The sequence below is a fragment of the Hymenobacter edaphi genome, from assembly GCF_003258365.1.
GTDB lineage: Bacteria > Bacteroidota > Bacteroidia > Cytophagales > Hymenobacteraceae > Solirubrum > Solirubrum edaphi.
The window spans coordinates 245,322-270,184 of the sequence record NZ_QHKM01000006.1; the positions used below are offsets into that span (position 1 = coordinate 245,322).

Genomic DNA, 24,863 nt, shown 5'->3' on the forward strand with positions numbered 1-24,863 from the left:
CAAGTTAGTGGACAGCCGGGCCACGTCAGGGCGTTAGGTCCCACACGGTGCCGTCGCGCTGCTCGAAGCGGAGGAGGCCGTACTCGGGGGATACGTAATAGACCACAGCAGCCGAAGCGGCACCGTTGCGGGCGGCGTAGGGGTTGGTCAGCCGCAGCACCTGCTGATAGCTGCGGCCGGCCACGGTGAGGCTGAGTAGGGTTTGGGCATCGGGCAAGTCGGCATACTGCTCGGTGCGCTGGGTGGCGGGGTCGTAGTACTGCACCGGGTCGGGGCGTTGTTCGGCGAGCCGGTAATACAGCTCCGAGGTGCTATTCGCGCCTGGGCTGAGCTGTTCTTCCACGATGAGCATCGGGCCATTGGGGTACTGCGCCACCGATACCACGAAGCTGCGGTGGTACAGGCTAGGGCGGTAGCGTAGGCTGCGCCCCAGGCTCTGGTAGCTGGTGCAGCCCCGGGGCTCCGGCATTGGAAAAGCCGCGCCGTAGGTGGCTACGTACACATCCGTATAGCTGTCGGTCAGGCCGCTGCTACTGCTGGCGGGCACCACGCGTGCGCTCTGGAAACGGCCGAAGTACGAGGTGTAGGGCGCCGCTAATTGCAGGATCTGCACATCGTTGCAGTCGTCGCGGCCGCAACGCAGGGCGCTCAGGCTCAGCGTCAGCAGCAGGCCCAGACTGCCGCGGCGCAGGCCGGTTAATAGCGCGCCCATTCCTCGTCGTTGGTGTACGTGAAACCCACCACGCCCTGGCCGGGCTGGAAGTACAGCCGGCTCGGGGCCACCGCGCCGGCGCTCAGTCCGAAGGTGGACAGTTCGTACTGGTACACGCCGCGCAGCAATTGCCCCGCCACCCGCACCGTATCGGCGTAGCGCACCGGGCCGAAGGGCAGCCGCAGCGGGCGACGCACCACCGGAAAGCGGGCAAAGGCATGTTCGTTGAAGCTGACTACCACCACATCGGGCAGGGTATCGGCTACGGCCAGCAGCGGGAAGTAGGCCGAATTGGCATTGAGGGGCCCGCCGGGATACGAACCGCTCAGGTCGCGTACCAGGGCGTAGTCTAGGGCTACGGGCAGGTAGCGCCCCACGTAGCGCAGGCGCCGCCGCTCGGCCTGAAAAAACTCCCCGCAGGCCGGCGCAGGCTCAGGGCGGAGCAAATCAGACGTGTAATCGGGGAAGCTGTAGGGCGGCAGCGGTACGGAGTCGCCCGGTGCTTCCACGCCGGGCACGCGGTACAGGCTCAGGCGGAAGCCCCGCGAGTTGACGAACCGCACCGAATCGGGTGGGGCAGCGGGCAGCCAGGCGCGGGAAAGGGCCGGTAGCTTTAGCCGTCCCAAGCGCTGCGGCCGGCAGAGCGGCGGAATGTCATCCAATTCGCAGGTAACGGCCAGGCAGGGCAGAGCCGCCATCAGCAACCCGGCCAGCAGGCGGTAAGGAGTAACGGGGAGTATAGCCACGGGTATATAAGAACCGGTAGGTGTACGAGACTCAAATGCGGTCGAGGGTTGTCAGGGAGTCATTAAATGTATGATCTGTACCCTTCTATGCGCGGATTTCGGCCGCCGCGCACAAAAAAAGTCCCCGCAGCCAGGGGCCACGGGGACGTTGCGCAGTTTGAAATAAGGAGGCCGGCAACCTACACCGCGTCCGAAAGCGAGGTGAAGGTGAAGTCGCGGATTTTCAGCGGGGGCACCAGGTTGCCGCCGATGCGCTGGGGCCGCCCAATGGCCTCCAGGTTGTTGAGCATGATGATGGGCGACTCGTTGAAGCGGAAGTTCTTGATCGGGTGCTTGATCTTGCCGTTCTCGATGTAGAACGTCCCGTCGCGCGTCAGGCCGGTGTAGAGCAGCGTCTGCGGGTCGACGGGGCGGATGTACCACAGGCGCGTCACCAGGATGCCCTTTTGGGTACTCTTGATCAGATCGGCGGTGCTCTGGGTGCCGCCGGTCATGATGAAGCCGCCGGGCGGGGGCACATCCGGAATGCCCTGCTTCTGGGCCCAGAAGCGCGAGCTGAACAGGTTTTTCACCACGCCCTTCTCAATCCAGGTCACCTTCTGGCGCGGGCGCCCGTCGCCGGCAAAGGCCAGGGTGGGAATGTCGGCGCTGGCCGGGTCGGAGTAGATGGTCACGCGCTCATCGAAGAGCTTTTCGCCCTTGCGGTTGCCGCCGCCCTTCTTGCTGAGGAAGCTGCGCCCCTCGTCGGCCGAGCGGGCGTCGAAGGCGTTCATCAGCGCCCCGAGCAGGGAAGCGTCGGAGTTGGCCACCAGCGCGGCGGGCTCCAGAATCACGGTGTACTTGCCCGGCTCGATGGCCTTGGCCCCCACCGAGGAGGTGGCCTTGTCGGCCGCAATCTGCGTGAGCCGGCCCGCGTCGAACTTGCTGATGTCGGTGAAATCGGCCGTGGCGTAGCCCGAGCCGGTACCGTCGGGCGTACGCACCGTCACCGAGTAATCCAGGTTGGTAAACTGCTGGTAAGCTTCCAGGCCCTTCTTGTTGCGCTTGGCCACGAAACCGGCCTCGTCTTCCAGGAACGCCGCCGAGCTGACCTTGCGCTGCTCGCACAGGGCCATGCCCTTGCCGGCCTGGGTGGCGCGGAAGTCGGGCGTGATGCCGGCGGTGCTGGCGGCAAAAGCGGGCGTGCTCAGGTACTGCTGGGCCCCGAGCATGGGCACGTATTCCGGGCTTTCGGGGGCGAGGCGGGCAATTTCCTCGGCCCGCTGCACGCAGCGGCGCAGCGTGGCCTCGTCGAACTGGTTGCAGGTGGCAATGCCCGCGCGTTTGCCGAAGCGGGCTTCCACCGTCAGCGCCACGTTGTCGATGGCGCCGGCGGTGCTCACCGTGTTGCGCGCCGTGCGGATGTTGCCGCCGGTGGTGCCGCTGAGCGTGGCTTCGCACTCATCGGCGGTGCTGAAGCCCAAGACCTTCTGCAAGATGCTCTGGGCTTCGTCTTTGCTTAATATCATGCTGTTAATGTGCTGAATGTGGGGATAGTGCGGGAATGGGAGGCATTCAACCACATTAAACTTTGCGGGCCGTGTTAATCACGTTCACGCCGTTGAAGCGCGTGGTGGCCGAGCCGTGCGACACGGCCGACACCTGACTGGGCTGGCCCTTGCCGTCGAAGAACGAGCCGAACAGGCGGTAGTCCGACTGGTCGCAGATGGCCGCGCAGCTGTTCCAGAACTCCTGAGTGTTGGCCTGGTAGGCCACGTCCTCGATCTGCCCGGCAATCTTGCCCTTCTCGATGGCGTAGAACACCGTGCCGCCGAACTGGAAGTTGTAGCGCTGCTGGTCGATGCTGAACGAGCCGCGGCCGGCAATGTAGATGCCCTTGTCGACGCCCCGGATCATGTCGTCGACCGACATTTTCTGCTGGCCCGGCTTGAGGCTGATGTTGGCCATGCGCTGAAACTGCACGTCCTGCCACGACTGCGAGTAGCAGCACCCGTCCGACTCCGTCTGGCCCACGATGGCGGCCTGGTCGCGGATTTTCTGGTAGTCCACCAGCATCCCGTCCCGAATGATGTCCCACTGCTTGGTTTTCACGCCTTCGTCGTCGTAGCCCACCGCGCCCAGGCTGCCGGGCTGGGTCTTATCGGCCACGATGTTCACGATTTTGGAGCCGTAGGGCTTGTTCTGCTTTTTCCAGTCCAGCGTGGCGAAGCTGGTGCCGGCGTAGTTGGCCTCGTAGCCGAGCACGCGGTCCAGCTCGGTGGCGTGGCCGATGCTTTCGTGAATAGTCAGGCCCAGGTGGTTAGGGTCGAGCACCAAATCGTACTTGCCGGGCGTGACGGAAGTGGCCGTGAGCTTGGCCTTGGCCTGCTTGGCGGCCAGGGCGGCGTCTTCCAGGATGTCGTAGCTGTTCTTGTAGCCGATGAGGCCGGTGCCGCCGGGGCCGGCAATCTTATCGGCCGCCTTGGGCACCAGGTATTCGTAGCCCAGGCCCATCGGGGCGCTCAGCGCCTCGCGGGTGCGGAACTTGCCCGAGGCCCGGTCGATGGCCGTCACGCCGAACGTGGGCCAGATGCGGTGCACGTCCTGGTCGATGTAGCTGCCGTCGGTGCTGGCGAAGTACTTCTGCTCGTTGACCTGAAACAGGGACGAGTTGACGAAGTTGGCGCCGTTGTCGAGGGCGGCGGCGTTGGCGGCCAGTAGCAGGTCCACCTTGTCCTTCACCGGCACCTCGAAGGCGTTCTGCTGAATGGGCGTCTTCCACGACACCTCGCCGTAGCCCTGCTGCGGGGCCAGCTTTACCGGCTCCTTCTGCACCTTGGCGTTGGCCTTGGCAATCTGCACGGCCGTCTGGGCGGCTTTGGCCAGGCCAGCCTCGGTCACCTGGTTGGTGGCCGCGAAGCCCCAGGTGCCGTTGGCAATGACGCGCACGCCCGCCCCGAAACTCTCGCCGTTGACGATGTTCTGCACCTGCTTTTCGCGGGCGAAGATGCTCTGGTTCAGGTAGCGGCCGATGCGCACGTCGGCGTAGCTGGCGCCGGCAGCCTTGGCCGCGTTCAGCGCCGCGTCGGCCAGGCGCTTGTTCAAGGCCGCGTCGAGCGGGCTCAGCAGCTCGGCCGCATTTACGGTGGTGCCGCCGAAGCTGAGGCCGGGCAGAAACAGGGCGCCGACCCCCAGGCCGGTCAGCCCGACAAAATCACGTCTTTTCAAAGGAGTAGGAGTTTGGTGAGAAGAGGGGAGATGGAGTGGAAGAGAGCGGAAGGGACGCGGGCGCCCGGGCAGGGCTGCACAATTCACCGGCCGGCTTGCCGGAGAAAGATAAAACGCGGCCCGCGTATTGCACCAAAGGGGGTGTCATGTCGAGCGGAGCGAGACATCTGGGTCAACGTCGTTGAACGTCTTCACCCAGATGTCTCGCTCCGCTCGACATGACAGGCAGTTGCTACTCGATAAGCCGCAGCAAATCAGTCGCAATGCCGGGCCAGGGCTGGTTCAGATCCAGCGTGACGACGCGCACCGGGAAGCCGCCCAGCACGTAGCGCAGATCGGCCGCGTGGGCGGCGGCGGGGTAGAGCAGCACGCCTTCCAGCGGCACGGTGGTTTGGGCAGCCTGGTTCTGCAGGTAGGCAAAAAGCTGGTAGAGGTGGGGCGAAATCAGCCGCTGCCGGTCGTGGTGGGCTTTGAAGGCGGCCGCGTAGTACTTGGTGTCAAGGATAATTTTGCGCTCCGCCGACTCCAGCGAAGTGTCGGTAATCATGCTCGGCAGCAGGGCCAGGTCCTCGGCGCGGTCGGCTTCGGCCTGCCAGCTGATGGTTTCGCTCAGCACCCGGTAGCGGCGCTGCTCCAGCCGGTAGAAGTTGCGCACGAACCGCTCGAAGATGCCGGCCATCAGCACCTCGTCGCGGCGGAAATCGTGGAAACGGGTGCGGCCCTCGGCGTCGGTATCGGGCAGGGCCGTGCGGTAAATCAGGCCGCAGACGTTGAGCAGAAAGCCCTCCGGCCCGGGCAGCCGCAGCCGGCGCAGGGCCCGCAGCCCCGCCCGGGTCAGCGGCGCCGGCTCGATGCCTTCGGGGAAGCGGCTGCGCACCCGGCGCGCTTCCTGGCGCAGCGGGGCGGGCAGGCGGCGGGTGCGGCCCAGCACGTCGAGGGTGCCGGCCAGCAGCCGGTTGAGCGGGGTATTCGGGCCCAGCTCGTCGTAGGCGCACACGGCCCGGCCCCGGCGCAGCAGGTCGCGGGTGATGGTAGGGGTGAGCAGCACCCGGCCGCGCAGCTCCGTCAGCTCCTCTTCGCGCTCGGCGTAGCCCAAGGGCAGCCCCTGCTGCAGCAGCCGGCGCGTGCCCACGAGCAGCAGCTGGGTGAGCAGCTCCAGCGGCCGGTGAAATTCCTGCTCGGCCACCTGCCGCCACTCGTCCGGCTCCGGCAGGCGGTTCCAGGCGTAGCAGAGCAGGTAGTAAAGGTTTTGGATCGGGACCACGGCTTTGACGGATTCATCCGGATTTGGCTGGCGCCTTCCTCCGGTTCACGGATTTTGTGGACGATTAGCAAGTGGCCCGGACGGTACATTTTTAGGCGCTGTCATCCTGAGGGTAGCGCAGGGCCTTTTCACGTTAGAGCTATCCGTTCAGGAGTGGTAAGGTCCTTCATTCTCGCTTGCAGGATGACAGCCTCTGCGCCTTCAGCGTAATCCTGCGCGCCCTCTGCGGGCTAAAACCCGTCAGAACGAATTATGCCGACAGCAGCCGCTTCCGATGCGCGGCCGCCTGGCTGGGCTGGTCGAACCAGTAATCATCGAGCAGGGGCGCTATTTCCTGCTCCAGAATCAGGTTCAGCCAGCTGGGGGCCTGGGCCGGGTGCTGGGGCGGCTGGCAGAAGTAGCTGTGGCCGAGCTGGAAGTCGGGCCCCAGCTCCGGGTCGTCGGCAATGACCTGGTTCAGCTCGTTGAGGCGCAGCAGCAAGCGGGCCACAACCACCTTGGGCACGCCCTGCCGGGTGAGTAGCTGGCGCAGCGGCTCCCCGAACTCCGGCTGCATCGGCACGAAGGCGAAGCGGCGGCGCAGGGCGTAGTCGAGCGGGGCCAGGCTGCGGTCGGCCGTGTTCATCGTGCCGATGAGGTAGAGGTTGTCGGGCACGAAGAAGCGCGGGGCCGCGGCCGGGGCGTAGGGCAGGCGCAGGGCGTGCTGGGGGCCGCGCTTGTCGGGCTCCAGCAGCACCAGTAGCTCCCCGAAGATGCGGTTCAGGTGCCCCCGGTTGATTTCGTCGATGAGCAGCACGAAGGGGCGCTCCGGCTGCCGGGCGGCGCGGCGGCACACCTCGGGCAGCACGCCATCGGTAAGGCGGAAGCCGCCCTGGCCGTCGGGCCGAAAGCCCTGCACGAAGTCCTCGTAGCTGTAGCTGGGGTGAAACTGCACCAGCTCGATGCGGCTTTCGTCCTGAGCGCCGAGCAGCAGCCAGGCCAGCCGCCGGGCCAGAAAGGTTTTGCCGGTGCCGGGCGGCCCCTGCAGAATCAGATTCTTCTTGCGCTCCAGCCCCGCCAGCGCATCATCCAGCCGGGTTTCCCCGATGAACAGCTCGTTCAAGGCATCAGCGCGGCTGTACGGGGCGGCCGGTGGCGTGTAGCCCGGTTCCGGCTCGGCCACTACCGGTTGGGGCGCCGGCCCCGGTTCGACCGCCGCTGCCTTCCTGGCCGCTTTCTTCGGCGAGGGCGCGGCCTCACCGGGTTCTTCTTCTTCGGCGCCGGTGTAAAGCTGCTGCATGTCCTGCTGGGCGGCCACGTCGCCGTCGTGGGGCGAGCCGGCCAGCACCGGGCGCTTGGTGGTGACGGTGAAGCTCAGGCGCTCCAGCAGGCGGTTGGTGGGCGCCCCGGCGGGCAGTGGGAACAGCGCCGCGGGCTGCTTTAACGCCAGGCGCAAGGCCAGCTCGGCCACCGGGCGCGGCGGGTAGCGGCGGCCCTTGTACACCAGCTCATACACCGTGCTCGGCGGCAGCTCCAGCCCGGCGCGGTCGATGTGGCGCAGGGCGCGCAGCACGTGCTCCCGGGTGAGGGCGGAAAGGTCGGCGGACGGCGCGGGGGGAGTGGGGGACATGCAGCGGTAAGGTAGGAGCAAAACGCCAACCAAGCGCTGGTAGTTCGGTTTTCGGGAGGTTGGGCGACGCAATTGCGGCGTTGTTGCGCAGCTTGCAGGCGGGCCTTGCGTGAGGGCGCAGCCGCCGCAGACCCGGCCCCGCGCGCCCGCGGGGCCGGGGGCAAAAAAGCCGCCCCGCTTCCTGGCAGCTGCCAGGAAGCGGGGCGGAATAGCGGCCCGGCGCACGGCTACTTGGCGCGGCGCTGCGGGTCGTAGGCCTTATCGGGCGTTACTTTCTTGCCTTGGGGGCTTTCTTCAATGGTATTCGGGCGCTGGTCCTCCTGCTTTTTGCGGGCCGGATCGTCGTGCTGCGGCGTTTTGGGCGTGTTGGTAGCAGACATGGTCGTGGTTGGTTTAGGGTGAAACCATGCCTGCCTGTACGCACCAGCGCGAAGGGTGTTTTGCCTGGGTGCTGAGCATCAGTCGTTACCGTCGAGCTTGGCGGGGAGCGTTTGGGCGCCGGCGCGCTGCCTGGATCAGCGCACCTGCACTTTCTGGTAGGTACTGCCGGCCGGGCCGGCCACCTCCACCACGTAGAGGCCGGCGCCCTGCCGGCTCAGGTCCAGCGCCAGCGGGGCGCCGCCGTTCCAGCGGTGTTGCTGCACCACGCGGCCCACCGCGTCGCGCACGCGCACCTGCGCGGCCGCCCCAAATGCCTGCGGGGCCTGCAGGGTGGTGCGGCCACCGGCGGCGGGGTTGGGCGCCACTTGCCAGCCGGCCCGGGTTGCCGTTTCGGCGCGGCTACCCAGGATGATGTTGCTGGCAATGTTGTACACGCCGTTGCCGGCCAGGCGCGTTCCGGCCACCCGGAAGCTGCCCGACCACCCGATCGAGGCGCTGAGGAAGCGGGGAAACAGGTGATTGATGGTGCTTTCTATGGCCACCCAGGTCCGGCCCTGGTCGTTGGAGTAGGAGGAGCCCTGGTCCCCGTTGCCCAGGTCGCCGCCCGTCGATACGTACATGCCGCTACCGGGCAGGGCGGCCAGGCCGAGGCCGTGCAGCGGGCCGCTGTAGGGCACCTGCGCCCAGGTCTGGCCGCCGTCGCTGGTGCGAAACAGCGCGTGGGCCGTCGAGCCTTCGTTGAGCACCGAGAGTAGCCCGTGCTGAACGTCGCTGAACGCCAGGCCGGTGCCTTCTACGTTGACGGGCAGCGCGCTGACGGCCCAGGTCTGGCCGCGGTCGGCGGAACGGTACACCCGTCCTTCATCGGTCATAAACCAGATGCAGTTGGCGTAGGTAGTCGGCTGGCCCACTATGTTCTCGGTGGGCACTATCGGGGGCAGGGCCACGGCGGCCCAGCTCTGGCCGCCATCGGCGGTGCGGTACAGCTCGATGCTGGTGCTGCCCGGCAACGGCTGTCCGGCCACCACGCCCTCGGTGGCGGAAAAGAAATGCACGAACGTCGCGTAGCTGGCCGGGTTGGTAAAAGTGGTGCCGCGGCCCTGCACCGTCCAGTTCTGGCCCCCGTTGGTGGTGCGGAAAATGCGGCTGCCGGTGCTGTCGGCCGGCACAGTGACTACCCACGCCAGGCTGGGGCTCACGGCGCTCAGGCCGGTGGCGTACTCCTTCTGGGAAGTGCGCACCGGCAGGTTGCTGATAGCCCAGGTCTGGCCGCCGTCGGTGGTGCGGGCCAGCTGCGGCGGCGCATACACGTCGAAGTTGTCGCTGACAATCCACACGGTCCCGGCACTGACGGGCTGCACGTGCACGGCCAGGGAGGCCGGATCGGCAAAGCTGAGGGGCTGGTTTACCCATTGGGCCTGGGCGGTCAGGCTGGCGCCGCCCAGCCCGAGAAGAGCGAGTAAGAATGACTTCATGAAGATGGAATAAGGTAAGCGCGGCATGACAGCCGCCGTTGTTTGGTCAGGGGCCATTTCGCGAATAAAAGGTTGGCTCACGCGGTGGCTCAGCGCCGGTAAGCCATCGGCGTTTTTCGATGTTCCGGCTGATAGTGAATGACTTGTACAAGCGAGGCTGCTTGAAAAACAAGTTGGTGCTCAATCCACCCGATGCTCCCGCCGGATGCCCAGCTTCTTCATGCGGGCCTCCAGGGTCTTGGCGTTGATGTCGAGCAGCACGGCCGCGCCCTGGGGGCCGCTCACCCGGCCGCCGGTGTGCTGCAGGGCGTGCAGAATATGGTCGCGCTCCTGGTCGCGCAGGGTTTTGAGCGGGCCGCCGGTTGGTGCCGCCGCGGTGGTAGCCGGGGCTGGGGCGGCGGTGAAGCCCGCGAATTCCAGGAATGGGCCGCTGCTGGCAATGACGGCCCGCTCCACCACGTGCTCCAGCTCCCGGATGTTGCCCGGCCAGGGGTAGCGCTGCAGGCCCTTCAGGTCGCGGCTGCGCAGGCCGCGCACGGGCTTGCCCAGCTTCTTGGTGAACCGCTCCAGGAAGTGGCGCACCAGGGGCTCGATGTCCTCGGGCCGCTCCCGCAGGGCCGGCAGGTGAATGGGAAATACGTCGAGGCGGTAGTAAAGGTCGGCGCGGAAGCGGCCGGCGGCTACTTCCTCCTCCAGCACCCGGTTGGTGGCCGCAATGACGCGCACGTCGGTGCGGATAACCCGCCGCCCGCCGATGCGCTCAAACTCCTTTTCCTGCAGCACCCGCAGCAGCTTGGCCTGCAAATCCAGCGGCAGCTCCCCGATTTCGTCCAGGAAGATGGTGCCCCCGTCGGCCAGCTCAAACTTGCCGATGCGCCGGTCATGTGCCCCCGTAAACGCCCCCTTCTCGTGCCCGAACAGCTCCGACTCGATCAGCTGGGCCGGCAGGGCGGCGCAGTTGATTTTGATGAGGGCCCGCTCCTTGCGCGGGGAGAAGTTGTGCAGGGCCCGGGCCACCAGCTCCTTGCCGGTGCCCGTCTCGCCGGTGATGAGCACGGTGGAATCGGTGGGGGCTACCTGCTCCACCCGCACGAACACCTGCTGCATCACCTGGCTGCCGCCCACGAAGTCGCCGAAGCGGGCCGCCGCCGTGGTGTTGATTTCGTCGATGAGGTAGGTCCGCTCCCGCTCCAGCTGGCTGCGCAGGGCCTCGATCTGCTCGAAGGCAAACACGTTCTGCATGGCCAGCCGGATCTGCGGCACCAGGCTCATAATCAGCTGCAAAGTGGCTTCGGAGTAGGCGTAAGGCTGGGCGCTGGCCAGGATCAGGGCCGTGGTGGGCTCGTCGCCGGCCGAGAGCGGGGCGTAGAGCACCGACTGCGTGCCGCGCTGCTCCCGCATGTAGCGCAGCAGGGCAAAGCGCTCCGTCAGCTCCTCGAAGGCCGCGCCCACGTACACGGCCGGGCTTTCGAACACGTGCGCCGAGTCGTGCATGCTGCGCAGGGCCTCGGGCATGTCCTCGAAGCGGTTTTCGTCGAGCAGGGCGAAGCTGCCGTCGGGCTCCTTGTTGAACTCCACGAAGGCCCGCACCGAGGAGCCGGGCGCCCGGGTGCGCACCCCGAAATAGTTGCAGGGCGCCACCCGGTTGATTTCGGTGGCAATGGTGCGAAACAGCTCCCCCCGCTCCTTGATGCTGAGCAGGGCGTTGTTGAGGGCCAGCTGCATGGTTTTTTCCTGCTCCCGGCGGGCTATGTCCTCGAACGCCAGGGTGTTGGTCACGGCCACGGCCACCAGGCTGCCGATTTTCTCCAGCAAATCCACGTCGGACTCCGAAAACTCCGGCCGGCGCCGCGCCACCAACGACAGCAGCCCGATGCGGTGCCCGCCGGTGCGCAGCGGCACCACCACGAAGTAGCGCATGCCCTTGTCGCGCAGCAGGCAGATGGGCTGGTAGTCGGGGTACTGCCGGATCAGCTCGTCCAGCTCGTACTGCTGCAGGTGCTGCTGGCGGGCAAACTGCTCCACCGGCGTGCCGCTGATGCGGCTGGGGCCGGTTTTGTGGCTGCTGGGGGCGCCTTTTTCGGGCAGCAGCAGCTCGCCCAGGTAGTCGCGCAGAAACACGCGGCGGTACTGCTGCTCGGCGTCGAGGGTGAGGATGGTAATGGCATCGAAGGGAAAAATCAGCCGCAGCTTTTCCGTGACGGTGCGAAACAGCGCCTCCTTGTTGCGGGTCGTCGCAATGGCGTCGTTGAGGTAGAGCAGCAGGGAGTCGTCCTGATCGGGCATGCGCGGGTTTCCTGAAATATGAGGACTAATAAACGAGGAAATTCTGAAATATGAGGAAAAAAGTTATGGTCGAGCTGTAGATTTTACGGCGGCTGATTAAAAAATAAACGCGGGTTTTAGGTCTTTAAAGCCGCTTTTTAAAGAAAATTTTAATCTGCGAAACCCCTTGGCACACCATTGGGTAATAGCGGCTCGACCTTCATCAGTCATCCGCTATGTTTTTTCAACCCAAACTCGCCGCGCCGTTCCTGCTAACTCTCGGGTTGCTGACGGCCGGCGCGGCCCAGGCCCAGGCGCCGCTGACCACCGCCACGGTGGGCGACTCGCTGACGCTGGAGGCTACCGTCCGCACAGTGCTGGATGCCAACCCCAGCATCAACGCCCTGCAGGAAGAGGTAAACCAGGCCCAGGCCCGCCTGGCCGAAACCCGCACGTATCTGCGCCCCGTCGTGAACGGCACCGGCACCTACACCCGCATCGACCCGGTGGTGAAGCTTCCCTTCAACGGCGAGGTGCTGCAGTTCGCGCCCAACAACAACTACGACCTGCACGTGGCCGCCCAGTACACGGTGCTCGATCTGGGCCGCACCAAGGCCAACATCGACCTCTCGCAGAGCCGCATCACCTCGGCCACCGACCAGATCAACGTGACCCGCCGCGACCTGGCCTTCGCGGCCGCGCAGAGTTACTACAGCATCCTGTTTGCCCGCGAAGCCATCCGGGTGCAGGACGCGCAGATTGCCTCCCTGCAGCAGCACCAGCGCGAGATGGAGAAGCGCGTGGAGGGCGGCGTGTCGACCAACTTCGACGTGACGACCACCAAGGTGCGCATCGCCCAGGCCCAGAACAGCAAGATTGACCTGCAGAATCAGCTGCGCAACCAGGAAGTGCAGCTGGCCCGCCTGCTGCACCGCTCCGAAAACGAGGTGACGCCGGTGCGCGGCCGCTTTGAGTACAACCCGCAGGCCGTGGACGTGCAGGCTGCCCTGGCCAAGGGCGCCGAAAGCCGCCCCGAGGTGAAGCTGGCCAAGGACGCCGAGCAGACGGCCATTGCTCAGCAGCGCGTGGTGGAAACCAACAACCGCCCTTCGCTGAACGTGCTGGGCCAGGCCGGCGCCAAAAACGGCTACATCCTGCCCAACATCGAGCGGATGCGCTTCAACACGGTGCTCGGGGCGCAGCTGAACGTGCCCATCTACGACGGCAACCGCAACAAAGTGCAGCGCGTGGGCGCCGAGTCGGCCGTGAAGGGCGCGCAGGCCCGCATCCAGGACACCCAGGAGCTGGTGCGCGCCGACGTGCTGCAGGCCGTCAACAACATGCAGTCCAGCGCCGCCCGCTACGACAACTCCGAGGTGCAAATCACCCAGGCCGCCGACGCGCTGACCCGCGCCAAGAGCCGCTACCGCTACGGCGTGGGCAACAACCTCGACGTGCTCGACGCCGAAACCCAGCTGGCCCAGGCCCGCCTGGCCCGCCTGCAGGCCATCTACAACTACACCCTCGGCCAGTACCAGCTCCGCCGCGCCACCGGGGAGCAGATTTGGTAGGGTAGGAGGGTATGGGGGTGTGAGGGTAGGAGTTGTTAGAGCCAGCCACTCAAAATGTGCAGCCGACTTCAGCCTCTGAACCGCCGGAAAACTACCAGCCTTTTCCCTCCTAAACTCTTACCCTCATACCCTCCCACCCTTTACTCATGCACCTCTCCAAGATTCTCTGTCCGCTGGACTTCTCGGTTGCTTCGGGGCCGCTGCTGGCGTATGCCACGGCGCTGGCCGGGGCTACCGGGGCCGAGCTGTGCCTGCTGCACGTGCAGGAGCTGCAGCCGGCGCTGAGCGAGGCGGAGGTATCGGACGGGGCGGTGGAACTGGCTCGTTATCAGCTGCTGGCCGAACAAGCCGGCGCGGCCCGCGTAACCACCCGACTCCGCAGCGGCGAAGCGTCCTGCGAAATCGTGCGGGAGGCGCAGGAGGCCGCTACCGACCTGATTGTCATCGGTTCGCACGGCCAGACGGGCCTCACGCGCTTCCTGATGGGCAACACCGCCGAGCACGTGGTGCGCACCGCCCCCTGCGCCACCCTGCTCGTCAAACCCCAGGCCGACGCCAAGTACCGGCAATCGGCCTAGCGGTGAGATGGTGAAGTGGTGAAATGGTGAGTGCCGTTCTGGCTGCGCGGTGTGCGCCTTCCGACCGTCAAACTCACCAGTTCACCACCTCACCAGTTCACCACTCCCAAACTCACCATTTCACAAACTCACCATATCACAGATGGCAACGCAAGAACCGGTGGTAGAACGCCAAATTTCGCAGCCTGGCGGCCCGGCCCAGCCCGCCGTTGAACCCGCTTACGAGGAGCCCGCGGGCCGCTCGAAGCGGCCGATTATCATGGTTATCCTGGCCCTGGTGCTGCTCGTGGGCGGCTACTTCGGCTATCAGCGCTACCAGTTCGGCCAGACCCACGAAGAAACCGATGACGCCCAGGTGGAGGGCGACGTGTACCCGGTACTGCCCCGCGTGGGCGGGCCGGTGCTCGAAGTGAAAGTCGAAGACAACATGCCGGTGAAGAAGGGCGACGTGCTCGTCGTGCTCGACCCGGCCGACTACCAGCAGCGCGTGAATGCCGCCCAGGCCGCCCTGGCCGCCGCGCAAGCCAACGTGGTGGCCGCCCGCGCCGCCGTGGGTACGGCTTCGGCCAACGTGCGTACTGCCCAGGCCAGCATCGGCGTGAGCGACGCCAACCGCTCCCGCCTGGAGAAAGACCTGAAGCGCAGCGAGTTTCTGCGCAAGGAGGACATCATCCCGCAGAGCGAGTACGACGCGGTGCAGGCCAACCTGAAGTCGACCACGGCCCAGCGCGCCACGGCCCAGGAGCAGGTATCGGTGGCCCGCCAGCAGGTGGCGGCGGCCCAGCAGCAGGTAGCCGTGGCCGAGGCCGTGGTGAAGCAGCGCCAAGCCGACCTCGACAATGCCCAATTGCAGCTGAGCTATACCACCATCAAGGCCCCGGCCAACGGCACGGTGAGCCGCAAGGGCGTGCAGCCCGGCCAGGTAGTGGGCCCCGGCCAGCAGCTGTTCGGCATCGTGGCCAGTGAGCAGACCTGGGTTATTGCCAACTTCAAGGAAACCCAGCTGGAGGACATGAAAGTGGGCCAGCCGGTGAAACTGGAAGTCGACGCCTACCCGCACGAGGAGTTTTCGGGCCACATCGAGTCCCTCTCCGCCGCTACCGGGGCCCGCTTCGCCCTGCTGCCCCCCGACAACGCCTCGGGCAACTTCGTGAAAGTAACCCAGCGCGTGCCGGTGAAAATCGTGCTCGACAAAACCGACCCCGAGCACCCGCTGCGCGCCGGCATGAGCGTCACCGCTACGGTAGCGGTGAAGTAGGGTAAGAGGGTAGGAGGGTATGGGGGTAGGAGTCGTGTGCTATGGTGTGCCAGATTCTCGCTGCAATGTCTTTCTACCTCAATTGCCCGTGTTGCTTGCCCTTCTCACTTTGTCGCGGGCTGTTTTTTCGGCTTTGCCAAGAACGGACATGATGGCCTTGGCTTCGGTTAAAAGGTCATCAATCCTGCCCGCGGGCAAATGGCCGCCTTCACTCAGCAACTCCAGCCACAGCACCGTCTCATCGGCTTCTTCCAGAGCAATGTGCAGCTTGGCGTTGAACTCCCGCTCGGAGCGTGCCCGGCAGGCGGCCCGGTAATTGGCGGCTATTGAAGTGCCTGCCCGAACCAGCTGTAAGCCGGCGGCCCGGCACGAAGGGGCACTCGGCAGCCGGTCAACCAGCTTCATGATGCGCAGGGCAAACGCCTTGGTGCGTTGCCGAAACTCTTCGGCGAAATCAAAATTGGACACACTGTTTGGCATGGGAACGGGATGCTTCACTTGGATAACCCAAAGAAAGCAACTCCTACCCCCATACCCTCCCACCCTCTTACCCTAACCAAGAGTGGAAACCGGATTTACCAAGTGGATCATCGTCATTACGGTGGTGATGTGCTGCTTGCTGGAGCTCATTGATACCAGCATCGTGAACGTGGCCCTGCCCAAGATGATGGGCACTTTGTCGGCCACGCAGCAGGAAGTCAGCTGGGTTATTGCGTCCTACGCCATTGCCAACGTTATCGTGATTCCGATGACGGGCTTTCTGGCCGAGCAGTTCGGCCGTAAGAACTACTACCTGTTCTCGGTGATTCTGTTCACGCTGGCCTCCATGGCCTGCGGGCAGAGCACCAACATCTGGGAGCTGGTGTTCTTCCGCTTCGTGCAGGGCGTGGGCGGCGGGGCCCTCATGGCCACCTCCCAGGCCATCCTCATCGACACCTTTCCGCCCGAGCAGCTGCCGCTGGGCCAGGCTTTGTTTGGCATGGGCGTCATCATCGGCCCCACCATCGGCCCCACGCTCGGCGGCTACATTGTCGACAACGCCAGCTGGCCCTGGATTTTCTACGTCAACGTGCCGGTGGGCATCCTGGCCACCATTTGCACGGCCGCGTTTATCCGCGACCCGGAGCGCATCAAAAACGCCGTCCGACGGCCCATCGGTCAGATCGACTGGCTGGGCATCGGCCTGCTGATTATGGGCGTGGGCTCGTTGCAGTACGTGCTGGAGCAGGGCGAGTCGGAAGACTGGTTTGAAAGCCCGCTGATCCTGGTCTTCACGCTGCTGACGGTTATCGGCATGGTGGGCTTCGTGTGGCGGGAGCTGACGGCCAAGCAGCCGGTGGTGGACCTGCGGGTGCTCGGCAAAAGCCGCAACCTCTCGGTGGGCGCCTTCCTCTCGTTTATCCTCGGCTTCGGGCTGTTCGCCTCGGTGTTCGTCTTCCCGATTTTCTGCCAGCGCATCCTGGGCTTCACCGCGGCCCAAACCGGCTATCTGCTGTTGCCCGGCGCCCTGCTCACCGGCTTCATGATGCCCATCGTGGGCAAGATGATTCAGGGCGGGGTGTCGCAGAAGGTGATGCTGCCGGTGGGCTTCGTGGTGTTCTTCGTCTTCTCGTACTGGATGAGCACCCAGATTTCGCCCACGGCCGGCGAGAGTGACTTTTTCTGGCCGCTGATGCTGCGCGGCTTCGGGCTGGCGCTGCTCTTCCTGCCCATCACCACCATGTCGTTGGCGGGCCTGAGCGGCAAGGATGCGGGTCAGGCCGCTGGCCTCACCGGCATGATTCGCCAGCTCGGCGGTTCGTTCGGGGTGGCCTTGGTCGGCACCTACATCGAGCGGAGCATGGCCCAGAACCGCATCGGCCAGGTGTCGCACATTTCCCTCTACGACCCCGAAACCCAGCAGCGGGTGCAGGGCCTGGTGGCCAGCTTTATGGCCAAGGGTGCCGACGTGGTGCAGGCCCAGCGCCAGGCCTACGCCGCCCTCGAAGGCATGGTGATGAAGCAGACGGCCCTGGTCACCTACGCCCAGACCTTCCTGATGATCGGCTCGTTCTTCCTGCTCTGCATCCCGCTCATCCTGCTCATCAAGCGCCCCAAGCCCGGCGTGAAAGTCGACCTGAACGCGGCGCACTAAGCGGTGAAATAGTGAGATGGTGAACTGGTGAGTTGATGTTCATGCGGCTCCTGGTCCCAAAGCTAAACGGCCCCGACAACAGAAGTTGCCGGGGCCGTTTGCGTATTTGAATGTGGGTATGGTGCCGTCCGAACGTCAAACTCACCAGTTCACCATCTCACTATTTCACCACCTATTGGTACTGAATGTACAGCGGCTTGGGCGTGAGCTGCAGCACCTCGGTGGGCGTCATGATGTGGTGGGGCTTGGGGCGGGCGTCATACTCGTAGAAGAGCTTGAAGCCCGTGTACTGCACCGGTTCCGTCTGGATGTAGTCGTGGTACGAGTCCTTTTTCAGCGTCGGCTCGCCGTGGCCGTCCATGTGCATCACCACCTGCACCCGCGGGTCCAGCTTGATGTTCTTGTAGTTGGTCACCATTTTCCGGGTGAAGCGGTGCACCGTCAGCACCTTCGGCGGCAGCTTGTTTTCCGATACGATGCGCGCCAGGTAATTGATGGTGAAGTTGATATCCTTCGCGTCGAGGGTGCCGATGCGCTGGTTGGGGCGGATGCCCGGCATGGTGGCCAGCGAGAATTCCGGGTCGATGCCGAGGTGGATATCGGGCTGCTTCAGGTACTGCTCCAGCTTGGGCAACTCCACCTGCAGGGTGCTGTGGCCCGGCTGCACGTCGAGGAACAGGATGCACTTATGCTCCCGTGCCCAGCTGATAACCTCCTCGATGGTGGCCTTGGAGTTCATCAGGCGCCACTTGCCGTCCTTGCCGGGCGTACCCTGGGCGGTGATGGTCACGTTGTGCAGGGCCGGCTGCACCGGGATGCTCGGGTCGGCGGCCTGCCACTCCTTCAGCACGCCCGCAAACTTGCGGAACATCTGCTCCTTCGGCTCCCGGCCCAGAATGCCCATGCCCTTCGAGCGGATGTTGCCATAGAAAGCAATGATGCGGTGGCCCGGCAGGATGGCGCCCGGCAGCTGCCCGGTTTTCTTGGCAATGGAGTCGGCCTTGAGCGAGTCGCGGCGCATGGCTTCCAGCTTCAGCTTCACCGTGTCGACGACGGCGGGGCGGGCCGAATCAGCCGTGGCGGTATCGGTGCCGGAAGCTTCGTTGTCGGAGCGGCTGCCGCAGCCGGGCAGCGTGGTCAGGGTGAGAGCGAGGCCCAGAGCGGCCAGGGCGGGCGCCGTCAGGCGGGTGAGGGGCTGAAAATGAGGCACTAGAAAAAGGGGGCAGTGAGGTCGGAAACGCCGCGAAGGTACGCCTTTTCGCCCGACCACCACCGGCATTTGTGCCGGCCGGGGGCCGACGAAAAAAAGCCGGCCACCCGCTGCGCGGGGCCGGCTTCGGGGGCAGCTGTGAGCGGCTGCTGGGGTTGTTCTGCGGGTAGCGCGAACTGTTAGTTCGCGTAGCTCTGCACGATAACGTCCTGACAAACGCGAACTAAAAGCTCACGCTACATCCCGTTAGCCCGGGCGGTAGCGGCTCAGCCACTCGCGCTTCATCAGGGCCTTGAATTCCAGGAAGCTCATGTCGGAGTTGGGCGTGAACTGCTTGATCTGCCCGTGCTCGTTGAGGTAATCGAAGTACTTGTAGTGCGTGGTGTTGCCCTCGCCGTAGAGGTAGCACTGAATGGTGATGCAGGTCGGGCCGGTCACGTTGGTATTGTGCAGCTGGTGGTTCTGGTTCAGCTCCGGGCTGATCCAGGTCACGTCGCCGGGGCCGAACTTGGCAATCATGAAGGGCTGCTGGTGATACTCCGAGAGCATCGGAAACAAGCTCACCGTGATTTCGCCGTGCAGCACCCGGATGACGGCGTTGGCCCCGCCGTGGTTGTGCAGGGGCGAGTAGTGGCCGGGCGGCCAGATTTCCATCACGTATGGAATGCCGGGCGAGTCGCCCTGGTTCAGGCCCAAGGTGATGCGCAGGTAGGTTTCGTCGGGGTTGGAGCCGCCAAACTCCCCGGCCTTTTCCAGCAGGGTCTGGTAGCACCAGCCGTCGGGGCTGGCAATGCTGGCTTCGATGGCCTGGGCGAAGTCCGGGAAGTCGGGCGTGTTCAGCGTGAACTGCGCCCCCGACACGTTGTCGTAGAGCAGCTGGCAGGTGGGGGTGAGGTTGGCCGCCACGGTGGCGCGGTTGCGGGCAATGTCGTCCATCGTCAGCTGGTTGCGGTCGACCACCACCATGGCCGGGTCCACGATAACCGGGTCGCGGTACACTTTGAAGGGCTGCACCACCTCCGCCTCGAAGCTGACGGTGGCCACGGTGCGCACCCAGGCGTAGGGGTCGGCAGCCTGCTTTTCGGGCACGGGCGGCTGAATGGGGAAGCTCAGCTCGGCCAGCAGCGTGTTGCGCCGCACTTCGCCTTTGCCGTAGCGCAGCAGGCCGTTGTTGGAGTCGAGGCTGAGCCAGTAGGGGCACTGGTCGGACTTGTCCAGGCCGCCGCCTTCCTTGTAAAAGAAGGTGGGCTGCTGGTCGCCGTAGGGCAGGGCCTGCGGGTGGCCGGCGGTGGCCGGCTGGGGCTCGTAGGTCCGCCACTGGCCGTCGTGCAGATGCGCGAAGCGGGCCTGCTTCTCGGTCACTTCGAGGCGGAAGCCGTGGCGGCGCTCGGGGTCCTGCAGGGTAAGGCTGAAGGCAGCCTGCCGGTTCAGCGTCACGGCCAGCACGCCCTGCCCGACCACGATGAGGCGCTCGGTGCCGGGCTTATCGGCGGGCGCGCTTTTCAGCAGGCGGCGGGCGGCCTGGGGCGGCGGGGCAATCAGCCGTGACGCCGGGGCATTAAAAAACAGTTGTTCGTGGTGGGACATAACGCGGGCTTGAACGGGAAAAAGCGCATCGGTAGTAGCGGGCAAAGCTGCCGATTTCCCACCCGCGGCGCCCGCGTAGTTCTACTTGTTTTCCAGCCGATGGCAAAGAGGCGGGTCCGTCGGCCACCGTCCGGAGCGCCACGCAGAACCTCCCCACGGCTGCCGGACCACGACCCGCCCGGACCTGGCCAGGTTCTGCGCCGTGCCCGGCATGGCCACCGGTTCGGGCCGTTACTGGTACTGGATATAAAGCGGATCAGGGCGCAGGGCAGCCACTTCCTGGGGTGTCATCAGGCGGGAGTTGTCCATCTTGCGGTCCTGCCGGAAGAAGATCTTGAAGCCCGCGTACTGCACCGGCTCGGCCCGGATAAACTTGCGGTAGGAACTGCGCTTGATACCGGGCGTGCCCCAGCCGTCCATGTGCATCACGATCTGCACGCGCGGGTCGAGCCGGATGCGCTGGTAGTTGGTAACCATGTCCTGGCGGAAGCGGTGAACCACCAGCACCTTGGGCGGCAGCCGGTTGGCCGACACGAGGCGGGCCAGAAACTGCCGGGCGTAGTTGATGTCGGCCGCGTCGAACTCCCCGACTTCGGTGCCCGGGCGCCGGCCGTTCTTCATCGAGAATTCCGGGTCGATGCCCAGGTGCACGATGGAGTCGCGCAGGTAGGGGGCCAGGCGGGGCAGCTCGGCCGGCAGGGTGCTCAGGCCCACCTGCACGTCGAGAAACACCAGGCAGCCGTGGGCGTGGCCCCAGCGAATCACGCGGCGAATGACGCTGTCGGGCTGCAGCTCGCGGTACTTGCCGTCGGGCCCGGCGTCGCGCTGGGCAATGACGGCCACCATGTGCAGCGCCGGCCGGATGGGCTGGGCCGGGTCGGCGCGGCGCCAGGCCTGCACCTGCCGGTCGAGGCGGCGCAGCATCTCGTCCTTGGGATACTGGCCGAGCACGCCCATGGTCTTGTGGGTGGCGCTGCCATAAAAGGCCACGATGCGCTGCTCAGGCAGAATGGCGCCCGGCAGCTGCCCGCCGGTGCGCGCCACCGAGTCGACCAGCAGGGAATCCTGACGCAGCAGCTCCTGGCGGGCGGGCAGGGTCGCCAAGTGGTTTTCGCGGCGCCCCTGGCAGGCCCCGACGAGCAGCGTTGGCAGCAAAAGAAATGGCAACTCCAGCGCCCTGAGGCGCCCCAGCCGCTGGCGGCAATGCGGCATAATAGGGTGGTCAGTGATGGTATGAAATACGCGCGGGCCGCGGCAGCCCACAAAAAAGACCACCGACGCGGGGCCGGTGGTCTGTCTATAAACTACGATTCGGGCGGATGGTTCACCGCCGGCGGGTGCTACTTCAGCGCGAAGGTGATGGGAATGGTGTAGGCCACGGCCACCGGCTGCCCAGCCTGCCGGCCCGGCGTCCAGCGGCCGGGCAGGGCCCGCACGGCGCGCAGCGCCGCGTCGTTCAGCTCGTCGGCCAGGGCCTGCTTGGCGGGGCTGGTGCTGATGGCCCGCTGCAGCTTCACGTCGCGGATGCTGCCGTCGGTGTCCACCACGAAGCCGATAAAGGCCTTGCCCTCCAGCTGGGCTTCGCGGGCGGCGTCCGGGTACTGCACCAGGGCCCCGAGGTCCTGCATCAGCTGGTCCATGCCGCCCTGGTATTCGGGCATTTCGTCGGCCACCTCGAGTACGCGGCCCGGGGCGGCGGGCGGGGCGAGGGGCGGCGGCGGGGGCGGGGCTACCGGAGCGGGCGGCGGCGGCGGGGGAGGCGGCGGGCCGAACGACTCCAGCTGCTCGCAGGCCACCAGGCCGAGCAGCAGCGTGGCGACGGGCAGCGCGGCCCATTTGCGCCAGGCGCGGGTAAGGGGCAGGCGGTGAAGCATGGCAATGCGGTTAAGGGTTTGGGAAGTGGTAAAAGCGTGCGTCAGGGCCGGGGTCTGCCAGGCCTGGGTGGCCTGGCGGGCCAGCAGGCGGGCATACTGCGCGGCCGAAGTGGTGGCCGAGTGGCGCAGGGCGTCGGCGTCGGCGAGGTACTCGTGCGTCAGGGCCAGCTCGCGCAGCAGCAGGTACGCCAGCGGGTTGAACCACAGCGCGGCGCACCAGAGACGCAGCCACAGCTGATCGGCCGAGTGGCCCTGGCGCACGTGGGCCAGCTCGTGGGCCAGCACCTGCGCGGCTTCGGCGGGGGCCAGGGCCTGGGTGTCGTCCCAAAACACGGTGCGGCCGAAAGAGCTGGTGGGCAGCTGTCCGCCGGTGGGGCGCAGGGTGTAGCCCGGGTGCCGGGTGCCCGGCAGGCGGCGGGCCAGCCGCGCCAGCCGCCCGAGCCGCCACAGCAGCCCCGCCACGCTCAGCACTACGCCGGCCGCGTACAGGGCCGGCAGCCAGTGCTGCGTGGTGGCCGTGGGGGCTTCGGCGCCCACGTGCAGCACCGGCAGCACCACGTGCGGCACGCCCACCACGCGCACCGCGGCGGCCACCGGCCACCACTGCGCCCAGGGCAGCAGCGGGGCCACGGCCGCCAGCACCGGGGCCAGCAGCAGGAAGGCGCGGTTGTAGCCGAAGCAGGCTTCGCGCCGGAGCAGCAGCTGGTAAAACAACCAGCTCACGGCCAGGCACAAAGTGCTCTGCCACATCCAGCTAAGCAGGGTCGGCGTCGTCATCGGTCGGCTTGTCCAGGTTTTGCTGCGCGTGGCGCAGCAGCTCGTCGAGCTGCCGGGCGTCGAGGTTTTCTTCCTTCGCGAAAAAGGACACCAGGCGCGTGAAGGAGCCACCGAAGTAGCCGCCGAGCAGCTTGCCGAGCGAAAAGCGGCGGTACTCATCCTGGGCCACCAGGGCGTGGTAGCGGTGGGTGCGCCCGAAGGCCTCGTGGCCCACGTAGCCCTTCTGCTCCAGAATGCGCACGATGGTCGACACGGTGTTGTAGGCGGGCGGGGGCGCGGGCATGTCCGGGAGCATGTCCTTCACGAAGGACGGCCCGCGGCGCCAGAGCACCTGCATCACCTGTTCTTCGGCGCGGGTGAGTTCGGGGAGTTGCTGCATAGCTGATTGTTTGCTGGTTAAACGTATAACTAAATTATTAGTTATACAACTAAGAACTTCTTTTTACTGAATCAGGTAGCCTACATAACTGAATAAGGGTAGGGACTCCGGATGCGTTGCCGGGCGCTGAATGACTACGATTAACCGCTGGACGACTGGATCCGGGCGTTGGGTCATCGAACCCGGGCTTTGGACGACCGGAGCTAAGCTTTGGCAGGTTGCGTCTTGGCATTGGCCGGTTGCGGCGAAGGGTTGGCGGCTCGAATCTTGGCGTTGGCTGATGGCGTCCGGGCTTTGGACGACCAGGCCAGGCAGTGGCGACTCGGAACGGGGCATTTCCTGACCGTGGCCGAAGGTTGGACGCTTGGCGCCGAGGATTGGGAAATTCCGGACCTGGGAGCGGGGCAGCGGAGCGCACCGCCGGATTTTACCTGGCCAGACGAAATCTTTTGCGCCGGCCGGTGTTAAGCAGATTCCAGCCTTAACTTCCTGACCATCGTGCTATTCAATAAACTTTCCGCGCGCCTGGCGCGCCTGACCTGGCTTTTTAGTACCATTCTGCTGGTGGGCCCCGGCCTGGGCTGCCAGAAGGACGTGGCCGGCCCGGCCGCCGCGCCCGCCACCGAGGAGCCCGGCACCACCGCCACCACCCGCCTGCTGGGCAGCACGCTCGTGGGCGAGTACACCCCGCAGCAGCTGGCCACGCACGTGAGCAGCATCCCGTTTGCCGCCGCCCTCATCCGCTACCCCATTCGCGTGTACCGGCTCACCTACGCCACCAAGACGCCCGCCGGGCAGCCGGTGACGGCCTCGGGCGCCCTGCTGGTACCCACCGTGCCGGCCGGCCAGCAGCTGCCGTTGCTCAGCTACCAGCACGGCACCATCAGCCCCTTGGACGAGGGCAAGGCGCCGTCCTACTACAGCTCCGGCAGCGAAATCTATTCGGCCGTGTCGGTGCTGGCTTCCACCGGCTACGTCGTGTCGGCGCCCGACTACATCGGCTACGGCGCTTCCAAAACCCAGCCGCACCCCTACGAGCACGCCGAGTCGCTGGCCCTGACCTCGCTGGACATGCTGCGGGCAGCCAAGGAATTCTGCCAGCAGCAGCAGGCGGGCCTCAACGCCAAAACCTTTCTGCTGGGCTACTCCGAAGGCGGTTTTGCCACCCTGGCCCTGCACCGGCTGATGGAGGCCGAGGCCACCGGCGAGTTTACGGTGACGGCCAGCGCCCCGGGCGCCGGGGCCTACCACAAGTCGGCCTTTGCCACCTATATTATGAATGCGACGCAGCCGCTGAACTTCCTGAGCAGCTACGTGTGGGTGCTCGATACCTATAACCGCATCTACGGCCTGAACCGCCCCGCCTCCTTTTATTACAACGAGCCCTACGCCACCCAGCTGGCGAGCAATCCGCTCAGTCCGGTGCCCGCGCTGCCGGCCACCCTCTTCACGCCGGCCCTGCGCGCGGCCGTGCTGGCCGGCACTGATCAGCCGCTGACCCGCACCTTCGTAGCCAACGACATCCACGACTGGAAGCCCCGCGCCCCGCTGGCTCTCTTCCACGGCACTGCCGACGACTACGTGCCCTTCTTCAACTCGCAGGACGCCTACAACGCCATGCGCGCCCGCGGCGCCACCCAGGTGGAGCTGCGCCCGATTCAAGGGGGCAACCACTTCACCGCGGCTCCTACCTATACGCTGCAAGCCTTTGCGTTCATCTCGCAGTACAACTAAGCAGCTGGGAGCGGCAGAAAAAGCCCAGCAGGCTGAGCCCCGCAAAGCATGAGGCTCCCGCCGCTCTTCTCGATTACCGCATGCCCGCCGACCGGACCGCAA

Annotated in this window: 20 protein-coding genes; 5 read left to right on the plus strand and 15 right to left on the minus strand. The window is 65.8% G+C overall.

All coding sequences use genetic code 11. The features are described 5' to 3' along the window. Positions 1-25: 25 nt before the first annotated feature. The 9 genes from DLM85_RS18560 to DLM85_RS18595 all read right to left on the minus strand — a co-directional run bounded on the left by DLM85_RS18560 (position 26) and on the right by DLM85_RS18595 (position 11,680). Entirely contained in the window at positions 26-712 is a 687-nt protein-coding gene (locus DLM85_RS18560; protein ID WP_111479660.1) for a hypothetical protein, read from the minus strand. Next, positions 697-1,458 carry a hypothetical protein gene (locus DLM85_RS18565; RefSeq protein WP_133257142.1) on the minus strand — a complete coding sequence of 254 codons (762 nt, stop codon included), beginning with the start codon at positions 1,456-1,458 and terminating at the stop codon, positions 697-699. The genes DLM85_RS18560 and DLM85_RS18565 overlap by 16 nt, the downstream gene beginning before the upstream one ends. 179 nt (positions 1,459-1,637) lie before the next feature. Then, entirely contained in the window at positions 1,638-2,966 is a 1,329-nt protein-coding gene (locus DLM85_RS18570) for a TldD/PmbA family protein (protein ID WP_111479662.1), read from the minus strand. Between the two features lie 55 nt (positions 2,967-3,021). Continuing rightward, positions 3,022-4,665: a TldD/PmbA family protein gene (locus tag DLM85_RS18575; protein WP_111479663.1), complete on the minus strand. Its 1,644-nt coding sequence runs from the start codon at positions 4,663-4,665 to the stop codon at positions 3,022-3,024. Between the two features lie 232 nt (positions 4,666-4,897). Then, the gene (locus tag DLM85_RS18580; RefSeq protein WP_111479664.1) at positions 4,898-5,929 is read right to left on the minus strand and encodes a 5-methylcytosine restriction system specificity protein McrC; all 1,032 of its coding nucleotides are present in this window, start codon (positions 5,927-5,929) and stop codon (positions 4,898-4,900) included. A gap of 250 nt (positions 5,930-6,179) precedes the next feature. Beyond that, positions 6,180-7,538, minus strand: coding sequence for an AAA family ATPase (locus DLM85_RS25565; RefSeq protein ID WP_165822198.1), 1,359 nt, complete (start codon positions 7,536-7,538; stop codon positions 6,180-6,182). Between the two features lie 227 nt (positions 7,539-7,765). After that, positions 7,766-7,918, minus strand: a complete 153-nt coding sequence (locus DLM85_RS25570; protein ID WP_165822199.1) for a hypothetical protein — start codon at positions 7,916-7,918, stop codon at positions 7,766-7,768. A 135-nt stretch (positions 7,919-8,053) separates the two neighbouring features. Next, positions 8,054-9,394: a YCF48-related protein gene (locus tag DLM85_RS18590; protein ID WP_165822200.1), complete on the minus strand. Its 1,341-nt coding sequence runs from the start codon at positions 9,392-9,394 to the stop codon at positions 8,054-8,056. Between the two features lie 180 nt (positions 9,395-9,574). Further along, positions 9,575-11,680: a sigma-54-dependent Fis family transcriptional regulator gene (locus DLM85_RS18595; protein WP_111479666.1), complete on the minus strand. Its 2,106-nt coding sequence runs from the start codon at positions 11,678-11,680 to the stop codon at positions 9,575-9,577. 215 nt (positions 11,681-11,895) lie between these two features. On the opposite strand from DLM85_RS18595, the gene DLM85_RS18600 reads away from it, so the two are divergent. The 3 genes from DLM85_RS18600 (at position 11,896) to DLM85_RS18610 (ending at position 15,066) form a co-directional block, all read left to right on the plus strand. Further along, positions 11,896-13,230: a TolC family protein gene (locus DLM85_RS18600; protein WP_111479667.1), complete on the plus strand. Its 1,335-nt coding sequence runs from the start codon at positions 11,896-11,898 to the stop codon at positions 13,228-13,230. Between the two features lie 146 nt (positions 13,231-13,376). Continuing rightward, positions 13,377-13,808, plus strand: a complete 432-nt coding sequence (locus DLM85_RS18605) for a universal stress protein (RefSeq protein WP_111479668.1) — start codon at positions 13,377-13,379, stop codon at positions 13,806-13,808. Between the two features lie 142 nt (positions 13,809-13,950). Beyond that, positions 13,951-15,066, plus strand: coding sequence for an HlyD family secretion protein (locus DLM85_RS18610; RefSeq protein ID WP_243636034.1), 1,116 nt, complete (start codon positions 13,951-13,953; stop codon positions 15,064-15,066). Positions 15,067-15,144: 78 nt separating this feature from the next. On the opposite strand, the gene DLM85_RS18615 is transcribed toward DLM85_RS18610, so the two are convergent. After that, positions 15,145-15,564 carry a four helix bundle protein gene (locus DLM85_RS18615; protein WP_243636035.1) on the minus strand — a complete coding sequence of 140 codons (420 nt, stop codon included), beginning with the start codon at positions 15,562-15,564 and terminating at the stop codon, positions 15,145-15,147. Between the two features lie 64 nt (positions 15,565-15,628). Here DLM85_RS18615 and DLM85_RS18620 point away from each other — a divergent pair, with 64 nt between their 5' ends. Continuing rightward, positions 15,629-17,200 carry a DHA2 family efflux MFS transporter permease subunit gene (locus DLM85_RS18620; protein ID WP_111479670.1) on the plus strand — a complete coding sequence of 524 codons (1,572 nt, stop codon included), beginning with the start codon at positions 15,629-15,631 and terminating at the stop codon, positions 17,198-17,200. A 172-nt stretch (positions 17,201-17,372) separates the two neighbouring features. Here the strand turns inward: DLM85_RS18620 and DLM85_RS18625 are convergent, their stop codons facing one another. The 5 genes from DLM85_RS18625 to DLM85_RS18645 form a co-directional block, all read right to left on the minus strand. Next, positions 17,373-18,410 (minus strand): hypothetical protein, encoded by a 1,038-nt coding sequence (locus DLM85_RS18625; RefSeq protein ID WP_111479671.1) that lies wholly within the window; start codon positions 18,408-18,410, stop codon positions 17,373-17,375. A gap of 246 nt (positions 18,411-18,656) precedes the next feature. Further along, positions 18,657-19,997, minus strand: coding sequence for a cysteine dioxygenase (locus DLM85_RS18630; protein ID WP_111479672.1), 1,341 nt, complete (start codon positions 19,995-19,997; stop codon positions 18,657-18,659). A gap of 231 nt (positions 19,998-20,228) precedes the next feature. After that, complete coding sequence (locus tag DLM85_RS18635) at positions 20,229-21,152, minus strand: hypothetical protein (protein WP_111479673.1); 924 nt, start codon at positions 21,150-21,152, stop codon at positions 20,229-20,231. Between the two features lie 185 nt (positions 21,153-21,337). After that, positions 21,338-22,648, minus strand: a complete 1,311-nt coding sequence (locus tag DLM85_RS18640) for a M56 family metallopeptidase (protein WP_111479674.1) — start codon at positions 22,646-22,648, stop codon at positions 21,338-21,340. After that, the gene (locus DLM85_RS18645; protein ID WP_111479675.1) at positions 22,626-23,027 is read right to left on the minus strand and encodes a BlaI/MecI/CopY family transcriptional regulator; all 402 of its coding nucleotides are present in this window, start codon (positions 23,025-23,027) and stop codon (positions 22,626-22,628) included. Before DLM85_RS18645 ends, DLM85_RS18640 begins: the two co-directional genes overlap by 23 nt. 498 nt (positions 23,028-23,525) lie before the next feature. Here DLM85_RS18645 and DLM85_RS18650 point away from each other — a divergent pair, with 498 nt between their 5' ends. Further along, positions 23,526-24,761 carry an alpha/beta hydrolase family protein gene (locus DLM85_RS18650; protein ID WP_243636036.1) on the plus strand — a complete coding sequence of 412 codons (1,236 nt, stop codon included), beginning with the start codon at positions 23,526-23,528 and terminating at the stop codon, positions 24,759-24,761. Positions 24,762-24,863: the final 102 nt, after the last annotated feature.